The organism is Serinicoccus sp. JS2-9 (genome assembly GCF_059025165.1).
Window position 1 is genome coordinate 784,703 of the sequence record NZ_CM180091.1, and the last position, 14,152, is coordinate 798,854.

At 71.5% G+C, this 14,152-nt stretch carries 14 protein-coding genes; 3 read left to right on the top strand and 11 right to left on the bottom strand.

Annotated features, from left to right (window positions below; genetic code table 11):
* Nucleotides 1–21 precede the first annotated feature (21 nt).
* The 5 genes from AC5PYY_RS03995 to AC5PYY_RS04015 all read right to left on the bottom strand — a co-directional run bounded on the left by AC5PYY_RS03995 (nt 22) and on the right by AC5PYY_RS04015 (nt 4,991).
* Nucleotides 22–198, bottom strand: a complete 177-nt coding sequence (locus AC5PYY_RS03995; protein WP_493898500.1) for a hypothetical protein — start codon at nt 196–198, stop codon at nt 22–24.
* Between the two features lie 220 nt (nt 199–418).
* The gene (locus tag AC5PYY_RS04000; RefSeq protein ID WP_493898501.1) at nt 419–724 is read right to left on the bottom strand and encodes a winged helix-turn-helix domain-containing protein; all 306 of its coding nucleotides are present in this window, start codon (nt 722–724) and stop codon (nt 419–421) included.
* Nucleotides 721–1,158, bottom strand: coding sequence for a hypothetical protein (locus AC5PYY_RS04005; protein WP_493898502.1), 438 nt, complete (start codon nt 1,156–1,158; stop codon nt 721–723). The genes AC5PYY_RS04000 and AC5PYY_RS04005 overlap by 4 nt, the downstream gene beginning before the upstream one ends.
* A 330-nt stretch (nt 1,159–1,488) precedes the next feature.
* Nucleotides 1,489–3,285, bottom strand: coding sequence for a glutaminase A (gene glsA / locus AC5PYY_RS04010; RefSeq protein ID WP_493898503.1), 1,797 nt, complete (start codon nt 3,283–3,285; stop codon nt 1,489–1,491).
* A 185-nt stretch (nt 3,286–3,470) separates the two neighbouring features.
* The gene (locus AC5PYY_RS04015; RefSeq protein WP_493899324.1) at nt 3,471–4,991 is read right to left on the bottom strand and encodes a SulP family inorganic anion transporter; all 1,521 of its coding nucleotides are present in this window, start codon (nt 4,989–4,991) and stop codon (nt 3,471–3,473) included.
* 305 nt (nt 4,992–5,296) lie between these two features.
* On the opposite strand from AC5PYY_RS04015, the gene AC5PYY_RS04020 reads away from it, so the two are divergent.
* Nucleotides 5,297–5,584: a hypothetical protein gene (locus AC5PYY_RS04020; RefSeq protein WP_493898504.1), complete on the top strand. Its 288-nt coding sequence runs from the start codon at nt 5,297–5,299 to the stop codon at nt 5,582–5,584.
* Nucleotides 5,585–5,601: 17 nt separating this feature from the next.
* On the opposite strand, the gene AC5PYY_RS04025 is transcribed toward AC5PYY_RS04020, so the two are convergent.
* From AC5PYY_RS04025 to AC5PYY_RS04045, 5 genes are all read right to left on the bottom strand, one after another.
* Nucleotides 5,602–6,066, bottom strand: a complete 465-nt coding sequence (locus AC5PYY_RS04025; RefSeq protein WP_493898505.1) for an SRPBCC family protein — start codon at nt 6,064–6,066, stop codon at nt 5,602–5,604.
* A 112-nt stretch (nt 6,067–6,178) separates the two neighbouring features.
* Nucleotides 6,179–7,534, bottom strand: a complete 1,356-nt coding sequence (locus AC5PYY_RS04030) for a dihydrolipoyl dehydrogenase family protein (RefSeq protein WP_493898506.1) — start codon at nt 7,532–7,534, stop codon at nt 6,179–6,181.
* The gene (locus AC5PYY_RS04035; protein ID WP_493898507.1) at nt 7,531–7,983 is read right to left on the bottom strand and encodes an SRPBCC family protein; all 453 of its coding nucleotides are present in this window, start codon (nt 7,981–7,983) and stop codon (nt 7,531–7,533) included. Before AC5PYY_RS04035 ends, AC5PYY_RS04030 begins: the two co-directional genes overlap by 4 nt.
* A gap of 8 nt (nt 7,984–7,991) precedes the next feature.
* The gene (locus tag AC5PYY_RS04040; protein ID WP_493898508.1) at nt 7,992–8,948 is read right to left on the bottom strand and encodes an alpha/beta fold hydrolase; all 957 of its coding nucleotides are present in this window, start codon (nt 8,946–8,948) and stop codon (nt 7,992–7,994) included.
* Entirely contained in the window at nt 8,911–9,873 is a 963-nt protein-coding gene (locus AC5PYY_RS04045; RefSeq protein ID WP_493898509.1) for a TIGR03557 family F420-dependent LLM class oxidoreductase, read from the bottom strand. The genes AC5PYY_RS04040 and AC5PYY_RS04045 overlap by 38 nt, the downstream gene beginning before the upstream one ends.
* A gap of 166 nt (nt 9,874–10,039) precedes the next feature.
* Between AC5PYY_RS04045 and AC5PYY_RS04050 the strand changes: the two genes are divergently transcribed.
* On the top strand, nt 10,040–12,235 hold the full coding sequence (locus tag AC5PYY_RS04050; protein ID WP_493898510.1) for a catalase: 2,196 nt from the start codon (nt 10,040–10,042) through the stop codon (nt 12,233–12,235).
* 29 nt (nt 12,236–12,264) lie between these two features.
* Nucleotides 12,265–13,125 carry an SDR family oxidoreductase gene (locus AC5PYY_RS04055; protein ID WP_493898511.1) on the top strand — a complete coding sequence of 287 codons (861 nt, stop codon included), beginning with the start codon at nt 12,265–12,267 and terminating at the stop codon, nt 13,123–13,125.
* A 20-nt stretch (nt 13,126–13,145) separates the two neighbouring features.
* On the opposite strand, the gene AC5PYY_RS04060 is transcribed toward AC5PYY_RS04055, so the two are convergent.
* Nucleotides 13,146–14,141: a GTP pyrophosphokinase gene (locus AC5PYY_RS04060; protein ID WP_493898512.1), complete on the bottom strand. Its 996-nt coding sequence runs from the start codon at nt 14,139–14,141 to the stop codon at nt 13,146–13,148.
* Nucleotides 14,142–14,152: the final 11 nt, after the last annotated feature.

The window sequence follows — 14,152 nt, forward strand, 5'->3', positions numbered from 1 at the left end:
GGTAGCCGCGGCACCGAGGCGCTATCGCACGCCCGGCACGATCCCCGTGCGCCCCTCCCAGCTGCCGTGCTCGGCGAGCGGGTGGAAGCGCAGCGTCGTGAACTCGTGGTGGAAGTCGCGCCGCTCCCGCTCCACCATGGCGTCGGCGTGCCGGCGCGGCTGCTCGGCGCCGCTGCGCCCGTGCCCCATCGCGGTCATCTCCCGCGTGCTGCGCCAGACCGAGAAGGTCGAGACGGTGCCTGGCGGCTGGTAGGCCGCGAGCGCCAGGGTCCGACTGGGACGACTACCGTCGGGCGATGGTCGCCGACCGACGGCTCATCGTGCGACTGCGGGTCGAGCACGTCTACGGCGTCGCCCAAGGCTGATCACCACGCGCTCACGGCGGAGCCGTCCACGCCCGTGCGACTGCGGTATGCCCTCAGGCCAGCCCACGTACCAGCTCGTCGAGAGCCTGGAGATGGTCGGCGTAGGCACGGCGCCCCTCCACCGTCAGACGGTAGCGGGTGCGCGCCGTCTTGCCGACAAACTCCTTGGTCACCCGCAGGTAGCCGGCCTTCTCCAAGAGGGTGGCGTGCTTGGAGAGGAGGGCGTAGCTGATGTCCAACGCTTCACGCACGGTCTGGTAGTCGGCCTCGTCCACCGAGTTCAAGGCGCTCATGAGCGCGAAGCGCACCGGGCTGTGGACGAGGTCGTCCAGGGAGCGCCGGGCCTCGGCGAGACTCACGCGGCCTCGCGGACCAGGCGCGTCCACCCCACCAGGTAGGGCAGCACGCTGAGCACCGCCACCGCGGTGGTGAGCGCCGGGCTGGTGTCGTGGCTGCCCTGGGCGATCCAGAACCAGCCCGCCACCAGCACGACGGCGATGAGCCAGAGGCCAGCGATCAGCATCGATCGGCCGTGGCCCCGGGGGTGGACCCCACGAACGCGACGCAGCTGCGAGACCAACAGCACCACGCCCACGAGCAGGAGCGCCTGGGTGCCGTAGAGCACGAGCCCGCCCCACTCGACGGTCTGCGCCTGGAAGAGCACCGCCTGGCAAGCTCCGAGGAAAACTGCGAGGCAGATGCCGAGCATTCCCTCACGTCGGCTGATGCCCTGCGGCGTGGCTCGCTGCGCCTGCTCGGCCGACTGGGTGAAGCGACCTGTGTTCGTGTCCATGACCGAATGGTGGCAATCGGCTCAACGATTCGTCAAGTGGTCGCCGTTCTGCCTAGTGCGCGTTTACCCGGGTCCCCGCGTCGGTCGAGCCGATGCGTGGCCGGGTCGACAGGCAGCGACCCCTCCCCGTCCGTCACCGCGCCGCGGCGAGTTACAGGCGTGTAGTTATCCACAGACTGTGTACAACCTGGGGACAAACCCTGGACACCGCCGGTGCACGGTCGGGCGCCTACGTCAACGGCATATCGCGCGGCCAGTCGCGGCATACCGCGCGGCCAGTCCCGACATATCGCGCGGCCGGTCCGGGCAGAACGTGCGTCCGGTGCGGGGTCAGCCAACGCGGACGGCGCTGCGGCGCAGCGCCCGGTCGGCGACGCGGTAGCCGTCGCGGGCGATCGCCTGCCAGATCTGCAGCGCCGCCGCCGGGTCCTCGGCGGTGATCCGCTCCAGGTCCGCCGCCGAGAGCACGAGCAGCTCCAGCTCCGTCTCGGCCCGGATCGTCGTCTCCTGCCGGTCCCGGGTGCCGAGGGCCAGCTCGCCGAAGGACGTGCCCGGCCCCAGCTGGACCAGCGTCGTCACCTCGCCGTCCGGCCCCCTGTCCTGGGCCACCGCCTGACCACGCACGATGACGTGGATCCCGGCGAAATCGGTGCCCTCCGCGAGCACGACCTCCCCCGCCGGCACGACCTGCCGGGTCATCGCCGCGTCCAGCGCGGCCCGCCCCGCCTCGTCGAGGTCGCGCATGAGCGGGTGGTCCTCCACCGGGTCGGGCTCCTTGCGCGGGCCGCAGTAGGTGCGGATGAGCATCTGCTCGCACCACTCGATCGCCGACGGGAGGTCGGTGAACCGGGGCGAGGCCTCGTCGGTGCCCTCCGCCGGGTCGGGGAGCACCCCGCTCGGGTCGACCGCGATCGCCTCGCTGCCCTCCTCACGCAACCGGTCGCGCAGCGCGAGCAGAGTCAGCCGGCTCACGTCGGCGATGTCGTTGACGTGCGTGAAGTCGAAGACCGCGAGCTCGGGGGCGTCCTCCACGACGGTCCGCACGATCTTCTCCGCCCCGGCGAAGAGCAGGTCGCCGTGCAGCTCGTAGACGACCGCCCGGTCCGCGACCCGGTCCAGCACCTCCTCGTCGGCACCCTGCCAGTGGGTGTTGGAGCGGGCGCTGGCCAGCGAGTAGCTGCTCCGCACGGCGTTGCGCGAGCCCCGGCTGACGTGCATGAGGTGCATCTCCATGTCGGTCGACATCCGTTCGAAGAGCGCGACGCCGCGGGCGCTGTTGCCGTGCTCGTCCAGCCGCGGCGAGAAGACCGCGACCCCGACCTGCCCCGGCAGCACGCCGATGATCCCGCCGCTCACCCCGCTCTTCGCCGGCATCCCGACGGCCGTCACCCAGTCTCCGGCGGCGTCATACATGCCGCACGTCGTCATGACCGACAGGACGTGCTCGACGAGCGTCGGGTCGAGCACCTGCTCCCCGGTGCGCGGCTGCCGCCCGCCGTTCGCCAGGGTCGCGGCCATGAGGGCGAGGTCGCGCGTGTCGACGGAGACCGAGCACTGCCGGACGTACTGGTCCAGCACCTCCTCCGGGTCCCCCTCGAGCACCTCGAACTCGCGCAGCATGTGCGCGATCGCGCGGTTGCGGTGCGCGGTGCCCAGCTCGGAGCCGTAGACCCCCTCATCGAGCGCGAGCTCGCGCCCGGCGAAGCGACCCAACCAGTCCAGCGCCCGGTCGAAGCGCGCGTCGCCGCTGTCCCCCTCCACGAGCGACGAGGCGGTGATCGCCCCGGCGTTGATCATCGGGTTCTTGGGCCGGCCGGTGTCCGGCGCCAGGCTGATCTCGTTGAACGCGTCGCCGGACGGCTCGACGTCGACCTTGCCCGCCACCGCCTCGACGCCCTGGTCGTGCAGCGCGAGCGCATACGTGAACGGCTTGGAGATCGACTGGATGCTGTAGCGGTGGTCGGTCCCGCCCACCTCGTAGACCCGCCCGTCGACGGTCGCGAGGCACAGCGCGAAGCGGTCAGGGTCGGCGGCCGCGAGCTCCGGTATGTAGCCCGCCACCTCTCCCCCGGCGTCACCGCACTCGGCGACGATCGCCTCCAGGTAGTCCTGCACAGGGTTGCGCACGTGGTGCCTCCTCGGTCCGGGGATCCCTCCGCGGAGAGCCTACGTGCGCCTGCACCGATCCTCGCCAGGTGAGGCCGGGCATACCGGGGAGGATCGGTGCAGGTGGACCGATCCTCACCAGGTGAGACCCCGCATACCGGGGAGGATCGGTGCAGGTGGACCGATCCTCACCAGCGACGCGCGCCTCAGATACTGCCGAGCCGCCCGGCGAGCTGGCGGTGCCGGTCGAGGCTGGAGTCGTTGAGGCCCTGGATGTCGACCGCGGTGCCGTGCGCCGCATACTTGCGCTCGATCGCGTCGAGGGCGGCGACCGTCGAGGCGTCCCAGATGTGGGAGTCGCTCATGTCGATCACCACGGTATGCGGATCGCCGGCGTAGTCGAACTGGTGCACCAGGTCGTTGCTCGAGGCGAAGAAGAGCTCGCCGACGACCTTGTAGGTCGCCACCTCGGGGTCGTCGGTCGGCACGCTGACCACCTGGGTGAAGTGCGCCACCCGACGGGCGAAGACCACCATGGCCGTGAGCACGCCGACGACGACACCGATCGCCAGGTTGTGGGTCGCGATGGTGGTGACGACGGTGGCGAGCATGACGATGTTCTCGCTCTTGGGCATCCGGCGCAGCGTCGACGGCGCGATGCTGTGCCAGTCGAAGGTCGCGACGGACACCATGATCATCACCGCGACCAGCGCGGCCATCGGGATGGAGGCGACGAGATCGCCGAGCACCACGACGAGGATGAGCAGGAAGACGCCGGCGAGGAAGGTCGAGATCCGGGTGCGGGCGCCGGAGGCCTTGACGTTGACCATCGTCTGGCCGATCATCGCGCAGCCGCCCATGCCGCCGAAGAATCCCGTGACGACGTTGGCGACGCCCTGGCCCCAGCCCTCGCGGGTCTTGTCCGAGCCGGTGTCGGTGATGTCATCGACGAGCTTGGCCGTCATGAGCGACTCCATGAGGCCGACGAGGGCCATGCCGAGGGCGTACGGCGCGATGATCTGCAGCGTCTCGAGGGTGAGCGGCACGTCGGGGAGGAAGAGCGAGGGCAGGCTGTCGGGCAGCTGGCCCTCGTCGCCGACGTCCGGGAGGCTCCAGCCCGCCGTGAGCGCCATCGCGGTGAGAGCCACGATCGCCACCAGCGGTGCCGGGACGACGGTGGTCACCCGCGGCAGCAGCACCATGATGGCGATGCCTGCCGCGACGAGCGGGTAGACCAGCCACGGCACGCCCAGCAGGTGTGGCAGCTGCGCCATGAAGATGAGGATCGCCAGCGCGTTGACGAAGCCGACCATGACCATGCGCGGGATGAAGCGCATGAGCCGGGCGACACCGGCCAGCGACAGCACGATCTGCAGCAGGCCGGCGAGCAGCACGGTGGCGATGAGGTAGTCCATCCCGTGCTCGCGCACCACCGGCGCGATGACCAGCGCGATCGCGCCGGTCGCGGCCGAGATCATCGCGCGGCGGCCGCCGACGATCGCGATGGTGACCGCCATGGTGAAGGAGGCGAAGAGCCCGACGCGCGGGTCGACGCCGGCGATGACGGAGAAGGAGATCGCCTCGGGGATGAGCGCGAGCGCGACGACGAGACCGGCGAGGATCTCGGTGCGCAGCCGGGCCGGGCTGCGCAGTGCGGCGCGGACCGAGTGCGGGTCGGGCGTGGTGGTGGGCTCGGACGTGGGGGCAGGCAGGACGGACAGGGCGATTCCTCGCAGGGTGCGGCGGTGGGACAAGGAGGGGGGTGTGCCGCCGCGGAGGTGTCAGCTGGTCTAGGTCTACCCACCGGGCACGGCTACTCCAGTCTATCGGTGCTGCGGCATACCCCGGTCCCCCGGTCGCGGACGACGTGGTCGGTGCCGCCCCGCCCGATGACTCCGGGCCGCCACCGCGGTCAACCCTGGGCACAGCCGACTGGGCGGCGGCCCGGTCGACCTCTTCGCCAGCAGCGGTGGCGCGGTCAACGCGCTCGCGCTGGCGGCGGCATACCCTCAGGACGTCCGTCGCCAGGGTCGTGGCGCACGAGCCCCCGACCGCCGTCTTCCTGCCCGACCGCAAGGCGGTCGTCCGCGCCTGCGAGCAGCTGCGCGCCACCTACGAGACCGATGGCCACGGCGCGGCGATGGCCCGGTTCATCGCGCTCGTCATGGAGCAGGGCGAGCTCGACGAGGGGTATGCCGACCGTCCCGGCCCCGACCCCGCCGCCTTCGGTATGCCGCCCGGGGACGACGGCTCACGGGACGACCCTCTCTTCCGCAACATGCCCTCCAGCATCACCTACGCGCCCGAGCTGCTGGCCTGACGGCCCCAGGGTGCGGTTCAGCCGTCCTCGAGGACGGTCCGCATCCGCTCCAGGGTGGTCCGCATCCCGCGCTCGTTGGTCCGCGAGCGCCAGCGCCCCAGCAGCGCCCAGTAGGCCCGCCCGGCCGGCGAGTCCTGGAGCCGGTAGTACTCGGTGACCTTGGTGCCGTTCCCGGCCGGATCGAGTCGGTAGCCCCAAGTGTTGAACGCGCTCTTCTTCGTGCCCGCGGTGAACTCGAAGGCCCGATCCGGCTCGCACCGCGTCACCCGGCAGGCGGACCAGTAGGTCGGCCCGACGCCGTTGCGCACCACCTTGCCGGCGAAGGTCGCGCCCACCTGCGGCCCGGTCGAGCCACCGGTCCACCGACCCGCCACCGTCTCGGGGCTGAACTCCCCGATCCGGGTGACGTCGCTCACGAGCGACCAGACCTCCTGAGGGGTCGCGTCGATGTGCAGGGTGACCTCTCCGCCGAGCGAGCGCATGTCCGCATCATCGCAAACGCTGCCGCCGGCCCGCGGCGCCTCCGTCCGCGTTCTCGACCATGCGTTCTCGTTCTCGTGCCGTGGCACGACAGACCATGGCCCAATTCCTCGGTCAGCCCTGCTCGAGCAGCTTCAGCCAGATCTCGCTGACGGTCGGGTAGGCGGGGACCGCGTGGCGCAGCAGGTCGAGCGGCACCTGCCCGACGATCGCGATCGTCGCGGCGTGCAACAGCTCGCCGGAGTGCGGGCCGACGAAGGTCGCCCCCACGAGCCGGCCGTCCTGGACGACGAGCCGGGCCTGGCCGGTGACGTCGTCCCGCTGCAGCGAGGCACCGGCGACGGTCGACATGTCGGCGTCGAGCACCCTGGCGTCGGGCGCCTCGGCGCTGGTGCGCCCCACCCACGCGACCATCGGGTCGGTGAAGACCACCTGTGGGACGGGCACCCCGTCCGGTTCGCTGCGCGGGCTCCCCGCGAGCCGGGAGCCGACGAGGCGGCCGTGGTACTTGCCCCAGTGGGTCAGCGGCGCCTCGTCGGAGGCGTCACCGACGACCTCCAACCAGTCCGGCAGGTCTTGCGCAGCGAGCCCACCGCGCTCCGGCACCTGCACCCCGACCGACTCCAGCCCCAGGTCGCGCAGCGCCGGGCGACGACCGGTGGCGACCAGCACCTCGGCATACCTCTCCTCCTCGCCGTCGACGACGAGGGTGACCTCGGTGCCGCGCGGGTGACCGACGGCGGTGGTGACCGGCTGGTCCCGGTATGCCGACCCCACCTGGACCCCGAAACGCACCGTGATGCCGGCGTCCCGCAGCGACGTGGCCACGATCTCGGCGGCGACGTCCTCCGCCCGGGCCAGCAACCGGTCGTCCCGGACCAGCATCGTCACCTCGGCGCCGAGGGCCGCGAGCCAGCGGGCGGCCTCGCACGCGACGACACCTCCGCCGACGACCGCGATCGAATCGGGGACCTCGTGGATGCCGGTGGCGTCACGACTGGTCCACGGCGCGACCTCGGCGTAGACCTCGGGCACGACCGCCTCGCTCCCGGTCGCGACGACGACGGCGCGACGGGCCTGCAGCACCCGGTCACCGACGGTGACCTCGCGCTCGCCGGTGAGACGCCCTCGCCCGCGCTCGACGCTCAACCCCGCCGACTGCGCCCAGTCGACCTGGCCCTCGTCGTCCCAGCCGGAGGTGAAGGAGTCGCGCCGGGCGAGCAGGGCGTCCCGGTCGAGGGTCGGCGTGGCCAGTCCGCCGAGATGGTCCGCCTGGGCCGAGACGTCGAGCGGGGTGAGCAGGGCCTTGCTCGGCATGCAGGCCCAGTAGGAGCACTCACCCCCGAGCAGCTCGGCCTCCACGACCGCGACGTCGAGGCCGCCGCGGGCCGCGTAGTCGGCGGCGTTCTCGCCGGCGGGGCCGCCGCCGATGACGACGACGTCGTAATGGGTGACCTCGTGCTGGCTCATACGGCGCTCTCGACCACCTTGGCGAGCCGGTCCACCGAGGCCTGCAGCTGGGCCTCGCCGGTCGTGCGGGCCCGCTCCATCCGGGACTCGTCGGTGAGCTCGGTCCAGTCGTAGGTGTGGGTGACGCGACTGCCACCTCCCGGGAGCGGCTCGATCTCCCATCGCCACTCGTGCCCGGCCGGGTCCTTACCCTCGCTGGCCGGCCGCCAGGCGATGAGCCTGCCCTCCTCGAAGGCGACCACGTGGTTGTCACGGACCTTGCCGTTCGTCACCCGCATGGAGAAGACGTCGCCGACCGCCCGGACGCGGTCACCGCGCACGACCTCGTCGAGGTTGTCGTTGCCGTCCCACGCGGGCTGCTGCGCGGGATCGGCGATGAGCTCGAAGACGGCCTCCGGCGAGGCGGCGATCTCACGGCTGGCGGACACGATCTGCACTTCCTCGGTCATGGGTTCAGTCAAGCGGTCGGAGGAGAGTCCTGTCGACCGCAGGGTCCTCCTCGGTCCGGCCCCGGGTGGTGCCGGCCCGCTCCCTCGAGCGAGCCAGCACCAGGGAGGGCCCGAGAGCGAGGCCTCAGACGGCGCCGACCAGCGACCGGCTCGCCGCGGTGGCGACGACGTCCGTGACCACGCCGGCCTGGCTGACGAAGACCGCGTGGCTGCCCGCGACGGTGCGGCTCTCCGAGCCCGCGCGCTGCGCCATGTGCTTGCAGCATGGTCTGGTCGAAGGCGTTGTCCTCGGTGCCGAAGACCGCCCAGCTCGGCTTGTCCCGCCAGGCCGCGTGCGTGATCGTGGCCGAGAACGCCGCCATGTTGATCGGCACCTGCGCGTTACTCATGAAGGCCACCTCGGCGTCCGGGAGGTCCGCGGCGTACTGCTGCGCGGTGGTCTCACCAGAGTCGGGCGCGAGGGCTGCGACGTAGACGAGCGCGGCCACCGACGGGTGGACCCCGGCCTCGGTGATGACGGTCCCGCCCCAGGAGTGACCGACGAGGATCGTCGGGCCGTCCTGACGGTCGAGCACCCTCGTCGTGGCGGCGACGTCGTCCTCGAAGGAGGTCAGGGGGATCTGCGCCACGGAGACCTCGAACCCTCGGGAGCTCAGGTCGTCGTGGACCGACCGCCACCCTGATCCGTCGACGAAGGCGCCGTGCACAGCACGATGTTCTTCACCTCCGGGTCCGTTCCCGGCACGGGGTCTCGCCCTTCCAGCCGTTCGTTCATGATCAGTTCCCTTCTGTCGAGGCGGAGGAGCCGCCGGGTGCGACACCGCAGCGGTCTGCTGAGGGTCGGTGGCGGGGGTCGGTTCACGAACCGATGACCAGCCGGGTGATGGCGTCGTCACAGCGTGAAGAGGTAGTCGAGGCCCGGAGCGACTATGCCGACAGGTCCTGCAGCCGGGGCCGCAGCTCATCGGCGAAGAAGCGCATGAAGCCGTCGACGTCCGGCCCCGCGCTGATGAGGGCCAGGTGGTCGAAGCCCGCGTCGGAGAACTGCCTGGCGACCTCGAGGTGGCGCTTCACGTCGGGGCCGCAGGCGAAGACCTCGCGCATCGAGTCCGGGGTGATGAACTGGGTGGCGGCCTCGAAGTGGGGCGGGTTGGGCAGCTCACTGTTGACCCTCCAGCTGCCGAGCCCGAAGCGGAACAGGCGGTGGGCCGACTCGGCGGCGGTCTGCTCGTCCGGCGCCCAGGCGAGCGGCACCTCGGTGTAGCGCGGCCCCGACCCTCCGGCCCCCTCGAAGGCCTCGATGAGCGAGGCGTCCGGGTCGGTCGTGAAGATCCCGTCGCCCTCCTCGGCGGCCACCCGCGCCGCCTGCGGCCCGCCGACCGCCACGACGATCTGGGGCAGGGTCCCCGGTAGGTCGAAGACGCGGGCGTCCTCGATGCTGAGGAACTCGCCGCGGTAGGAGTGGTAGCCGCCCTGCCACAGCAGCCGGATGATCTCCAGAGCCTCACGCAGCCGCTGGTGGCGGTCACGCACCTCCGGCCAGCCCTGGCCGACGACGTGCTCGTTGAGCCGCTCGCCCGAGCCCACGCCGAGGGTGAACCGCCCGTCGGCGAGGATCTGGGTGGTCGCCGCGGCCTGGGCGATGATCGCCGGGTGGTAGCGGATCGACGGGCAGGTGACCCCCGTCGCCAGACCGATGCGCTCGGTCGAGGCGGCGATGGCTGCGAGCACCGACCAGGCGAAGGGCGAGTGCTCGTGCTCCGGCAGCCAGGGGTGGAAGTGGTCGCTGATCTCGACGAAGTCGAAGCCTGCCCGCTCGGCCTCGACTGCCTGCCGGACGAGCTCGGTGGGGGAGAAGTTCTCGGCGAAGAGCTTGAATCCGATCTGCATCCAGCCAGCCTAGGAGCCGGCCGTGCCCGGCGCCTGGCGTGCCGCCTCATACCGGCTGCCGGATCAGCGCGCGGGACGCGCCCGTCGTGGTTAGCGTCGAGGGTGTCCCCCACCGCCGGCTGTCGAGGTCGACGGGCACCCCCGCCCGAGCATCCAGGAGATCGACATGGCACACCACGACGACGACCGCACGACCCCTGCGGCACACCTGCACCACCCGGCCGCCCCCTCCTACCCTCCGGCACCGGAGGTGCCGCGTCCGCCGTCCCCCAGCAGCGCTGGCCAGGCCGCCGACAACCCTGTCTACACCGACCGGACCGAGCCGGGGCAGGGTGGAGAGCTGCACCAGCAGCCGGGCCCCGACCAGCCAGTCCTCACCACCGCCCAGGGCGTCCCGCTGTCGGACGACCAGAACTCCCTCACCGCCGGCGACCGCGGCCCGACCCTGCTCGAGGACTTCGCGCTGCGGGAGAAGATCTTCCACTTCGACCACGAGCGCATTCCCGAGCGGGTCGTCCACGCCCGTGGGTACGGCGCGCACGGCACCTTCACCGCAGCCGAGGACCTCTCGGACCTGACCTGTGCCTCCCTGTTCGCCGAGGCCGGCAAGCAGACGCCGGTCTTCGTGCGCTTCTCCACCGTGGCCGGCAACCTGGGGTCCTTCGACCTCGCGCGCGACGTGCGCGGATTCGCGACCAAGTTCTACACCGACGAGGGCAACTGGGACCTCGTCGGCAACAACATCCCCGTCTTCTTCATCCAGGACGCGGTGAAGTTCCCCGACCTCGTCCACGCCGTCAAGGAGGAGCAGGACCGCGGCTGGCCCCAGGCCCAGTCCGCCCACGACACCTTCTGGGACTTCGCGGGCCTGATGCCGGAGTCCACGCACATGCTGCTGTGGCAGATGTCGGACCGGACCATCCCGCGGTCGTTCCGCTTCATGCAGGGCTTCGGCGTGCACACCTTCCGGTTCGTCGACGCCGACGGCCGCAGCACCTACGTCAAGTTTCACTGGGTGCCCAAGCAGGGCCTGCAGTCGGTGGTGTGGAACGAGGCGGTGAAGATCAACGGCGCTGACCCCGACTTCCACCGCCGCGACCTGTGGCAGGCCATCAACAACGGGGATCTGCCGGAGTGGGACCTGGCCGTGCAGGCGTTCGACGACGAGTTCGCCGACCAGTTCGAGTTCGACGTGCTGGATGCCACCAAGATCATCCCCGAGGAGCAGGTGCCGCTCCGGGTCGTCGGCACGATGCGGCTGGAGCGGGTCGTCGACAACGTCTTCAGCGAGACCGAGCAGGTCGCCTTCTGCACCCAGAACGTCGTTCGCGGGATCGACTTCACCAACGACCCGCTGCTGCAGGGGCGCAACTTCTCCTACCTCGACACCCAGCTCAAGCGGCTGGGCAGCCCCAACTTCAGCCAGCTGCCCATCAACGCGCCCCGGTGCCCCGTGGCCCACTTCCAGCGGGACGGGCACATGCAGACCGGTGCGCAGGCCGGGCGCGCCACCTATGAGCCGAACTCCTTCACCGGGGCAGCGGCCGGCCCGCGGGCGGACGCGGAGCGTGGCTACCGCAGCGTGGCCCGGCAGGAGAGCGGTGAGACCCGGCGCACCCGACCGGAGTCCTTCGCCGACCATTACTCCCAGGCCGGGCAGTTCTGGCGCAGTCAGAGCGCGACCGAGCAGCAGCACATCCGGATGGCCTTCGTCTTCGAGCTGTCCAAGTGCGAGATCCCGCAGATCCGGACCCGCGTCGTGGCCAACCTGCGCAACGTCGACGAGGGGCTCGCCGCTGCAGTGGCCGACGGCCTGGGCATGGAACTGCCGGAGGCCACCTCGCCGCACGTGCAGCCGGACCACGACCTGCCCGACTCACCGGCGCTGAGCATGGTGTCGCGGGCGCCCAAGAGCTTCGCCGGGCGCAAGCTCGGGGTGCTCGTGACCGACGGCGTGGACGCCGAGCTCCTCGACGGGGTGACGCAGGCCTTCGAGCAGGGCGGCGCCATGGTCGAGACCATCGGTCTCAAGGTCGGCGGGGTGACTCTCGCCGACGGCGAGCGACGCCCGGTGGACCACAAGATCGACGGCGCCCCGTCCGTCCTCTTCGACGCCGTGGCCCTGCTGGGTGCCGGTGACGGTGCCGAGGAGCTCGCCGGCCACCCAGCGACCCGCGACTTCGTCTCGGACGCCTACAGCCACTACAAGGTGATCGGGCACCTGCCCGGGTCTGCGCCCCTGCTCGAGGCCGGGGGCATCGCCGAGAGCCTCGACGACGCCTGCGTCGACCTGGGCAGCCGCACGTCCGAGGACTTCCTCGAGGCCTGCGGCGCGCTGCGTCACTGGGCCCGCGACGTCTGATCCCACCACCCCATCGACCAAGGAGCACCATGACCAGACCAGACCTGTCCTCCGTCCCGGGCCAGCACCAGGAATGGCCGGGCACCGTCGCCGACCTCGACCCCCAGCCCGACCACGGCGAGCAGTCGTGGACCGGCCGGGGGCGCCTGACCGGCCAGCGCGCCCTCATCACCGGCGGCGACTCCGGCATCGGCCGCGCCGTCGCCCTCACCTTCGCCCAGGAGGGTGCCGCCGTGGCGGTGGCCCACCTGCCGCAGGAGAGCGAGGACGCCGGGCGCACCCGCGAACTGGTGGAGGAGGCCGGGGGCACCTGCCACCTCTTCGCCGTCGACCTGCGGGACCACGACGCCAACGAGCGGCTCGCGCGGGACGCCGTCGAGGCCCTCGGCGGGCTCGACGTGCTGGTGGCCAACGCGGCATACCAGATGACCCACGACGTGCTCGAGGACTTCCCGCCCGAGCAGATCGAGCGCACCTTCGCCACCAACGTCTTCTCGCCGTTCTGGCTGGTCCGGGCGCTCGCGGAGAAGCTGAGCCCGGGCGGCTCGGTCATCGTGACCACCTCGGTGCAGGCCTACTCGCCCTCGGACCACCTGCTCGACTACGCCGCCAGCAAGGCGGCGCTCAACAACCTCGTGGTCACCCTGGCCGCGGAGCTCGGCCCGCGGGGGGTCCGCGTCAACGCCGTGGCCCCCGGGCCGATCTGGACCCCGCTCATCCCGTCCACGATGGAGGCCGACAAGGTCGAGGGCTTCGGGTCGGACACCCCGCTGGGCCGCGCGGGTCACCCGGTCGAGGTGGCGGCGGCCTACGTCTTCCTGGCCTCGGACGAGGCGAGCTACGTCTCCGGCACCGTGCTGGGGGTCACCGGCGGCAAGCCGGTGTTCTGAGAGCGGGCGGGCGGGCCCGCTCAGGCCGTGAGTCGCTCCAGCCTCGTCGTGAGCAACGGGACCCGGTGCGCGTTGCCGTGGAGCGCGGCATACCGCTCGCCGTAGATCGACAGCAGCGCGTCGTCGAGGCGGCGGACGGCGCCGGGCGGGTAGCGATAGCCCATGCGCTCGTCCATCGCGGTGACATCCACGTCACGCAGGACGTCGCGCAGCTCGGGCAGCGAGGTGATGCCGAGCTCGAGCAACAGGCCGCTGATCCAGGCGTAGTGGTCGGTGCGGGACCAGCCGGCGTCGTCGAACTGCCCGGCGAGGAAGGCCGCGAGATCCGTCGGGCTGATGCGCGGGTCGTCGTCCGGCTCGCCACCCGGGGAGGAGAGCTCCTCCCGGTGCCGGTCGCGGATCGCGGTGAACTGCTGATCGGCCAGCTCGAGCAGCCCTGCGGCCAGGGTGAAGCGTCGGTCGAAGTCGGGCGCGTGCTCCTCCGGCACCGACCCCTTGTAGCGGATGTCGTGCTCGAACTCCGCCCACGCGTGCTGCAGGACGGTGCGGATCTGCACCGACGCGGGGCGGCCGGGCGGGATGCCTGCCTCGGTCGCCTGCGCGTCGTCGAGCGCGACGAGCAGATGCCGGCTGGAGTAGCCGAAGCGACCCTCGGCCGCGGTCTCCTGCCCCATGTCGCGGTCGTCGCGGACGTCGAGCTGCGAGGAGAGCAGTTGAGCGACGGCGTCGACATCGGCCAGCACGTAGGTCACCACGCGCACGCCGATCTGGTCGGTGATGTCGGTCAGCGGCTTCGGGTGCGCGAGGCGGCCGCTGCTGGTGCGCCGGGCCGCCTTGGCGGCGAAGGACTCCACCGTCTTGGTCCGCCCGCTCACGGCGAGGTAGTTGATGCCGGCGTCGTCGAGCAGCTGCGTCACGAGCTGGACGTAGGCATCGGTGGCGCCGCGCAGCTCTTCCTCGCCAGCGGCATACCGCGCCACCGCCCTGCGGATCCGGACCGATTGAGTCGTCGCCATGGGTCCAGCCT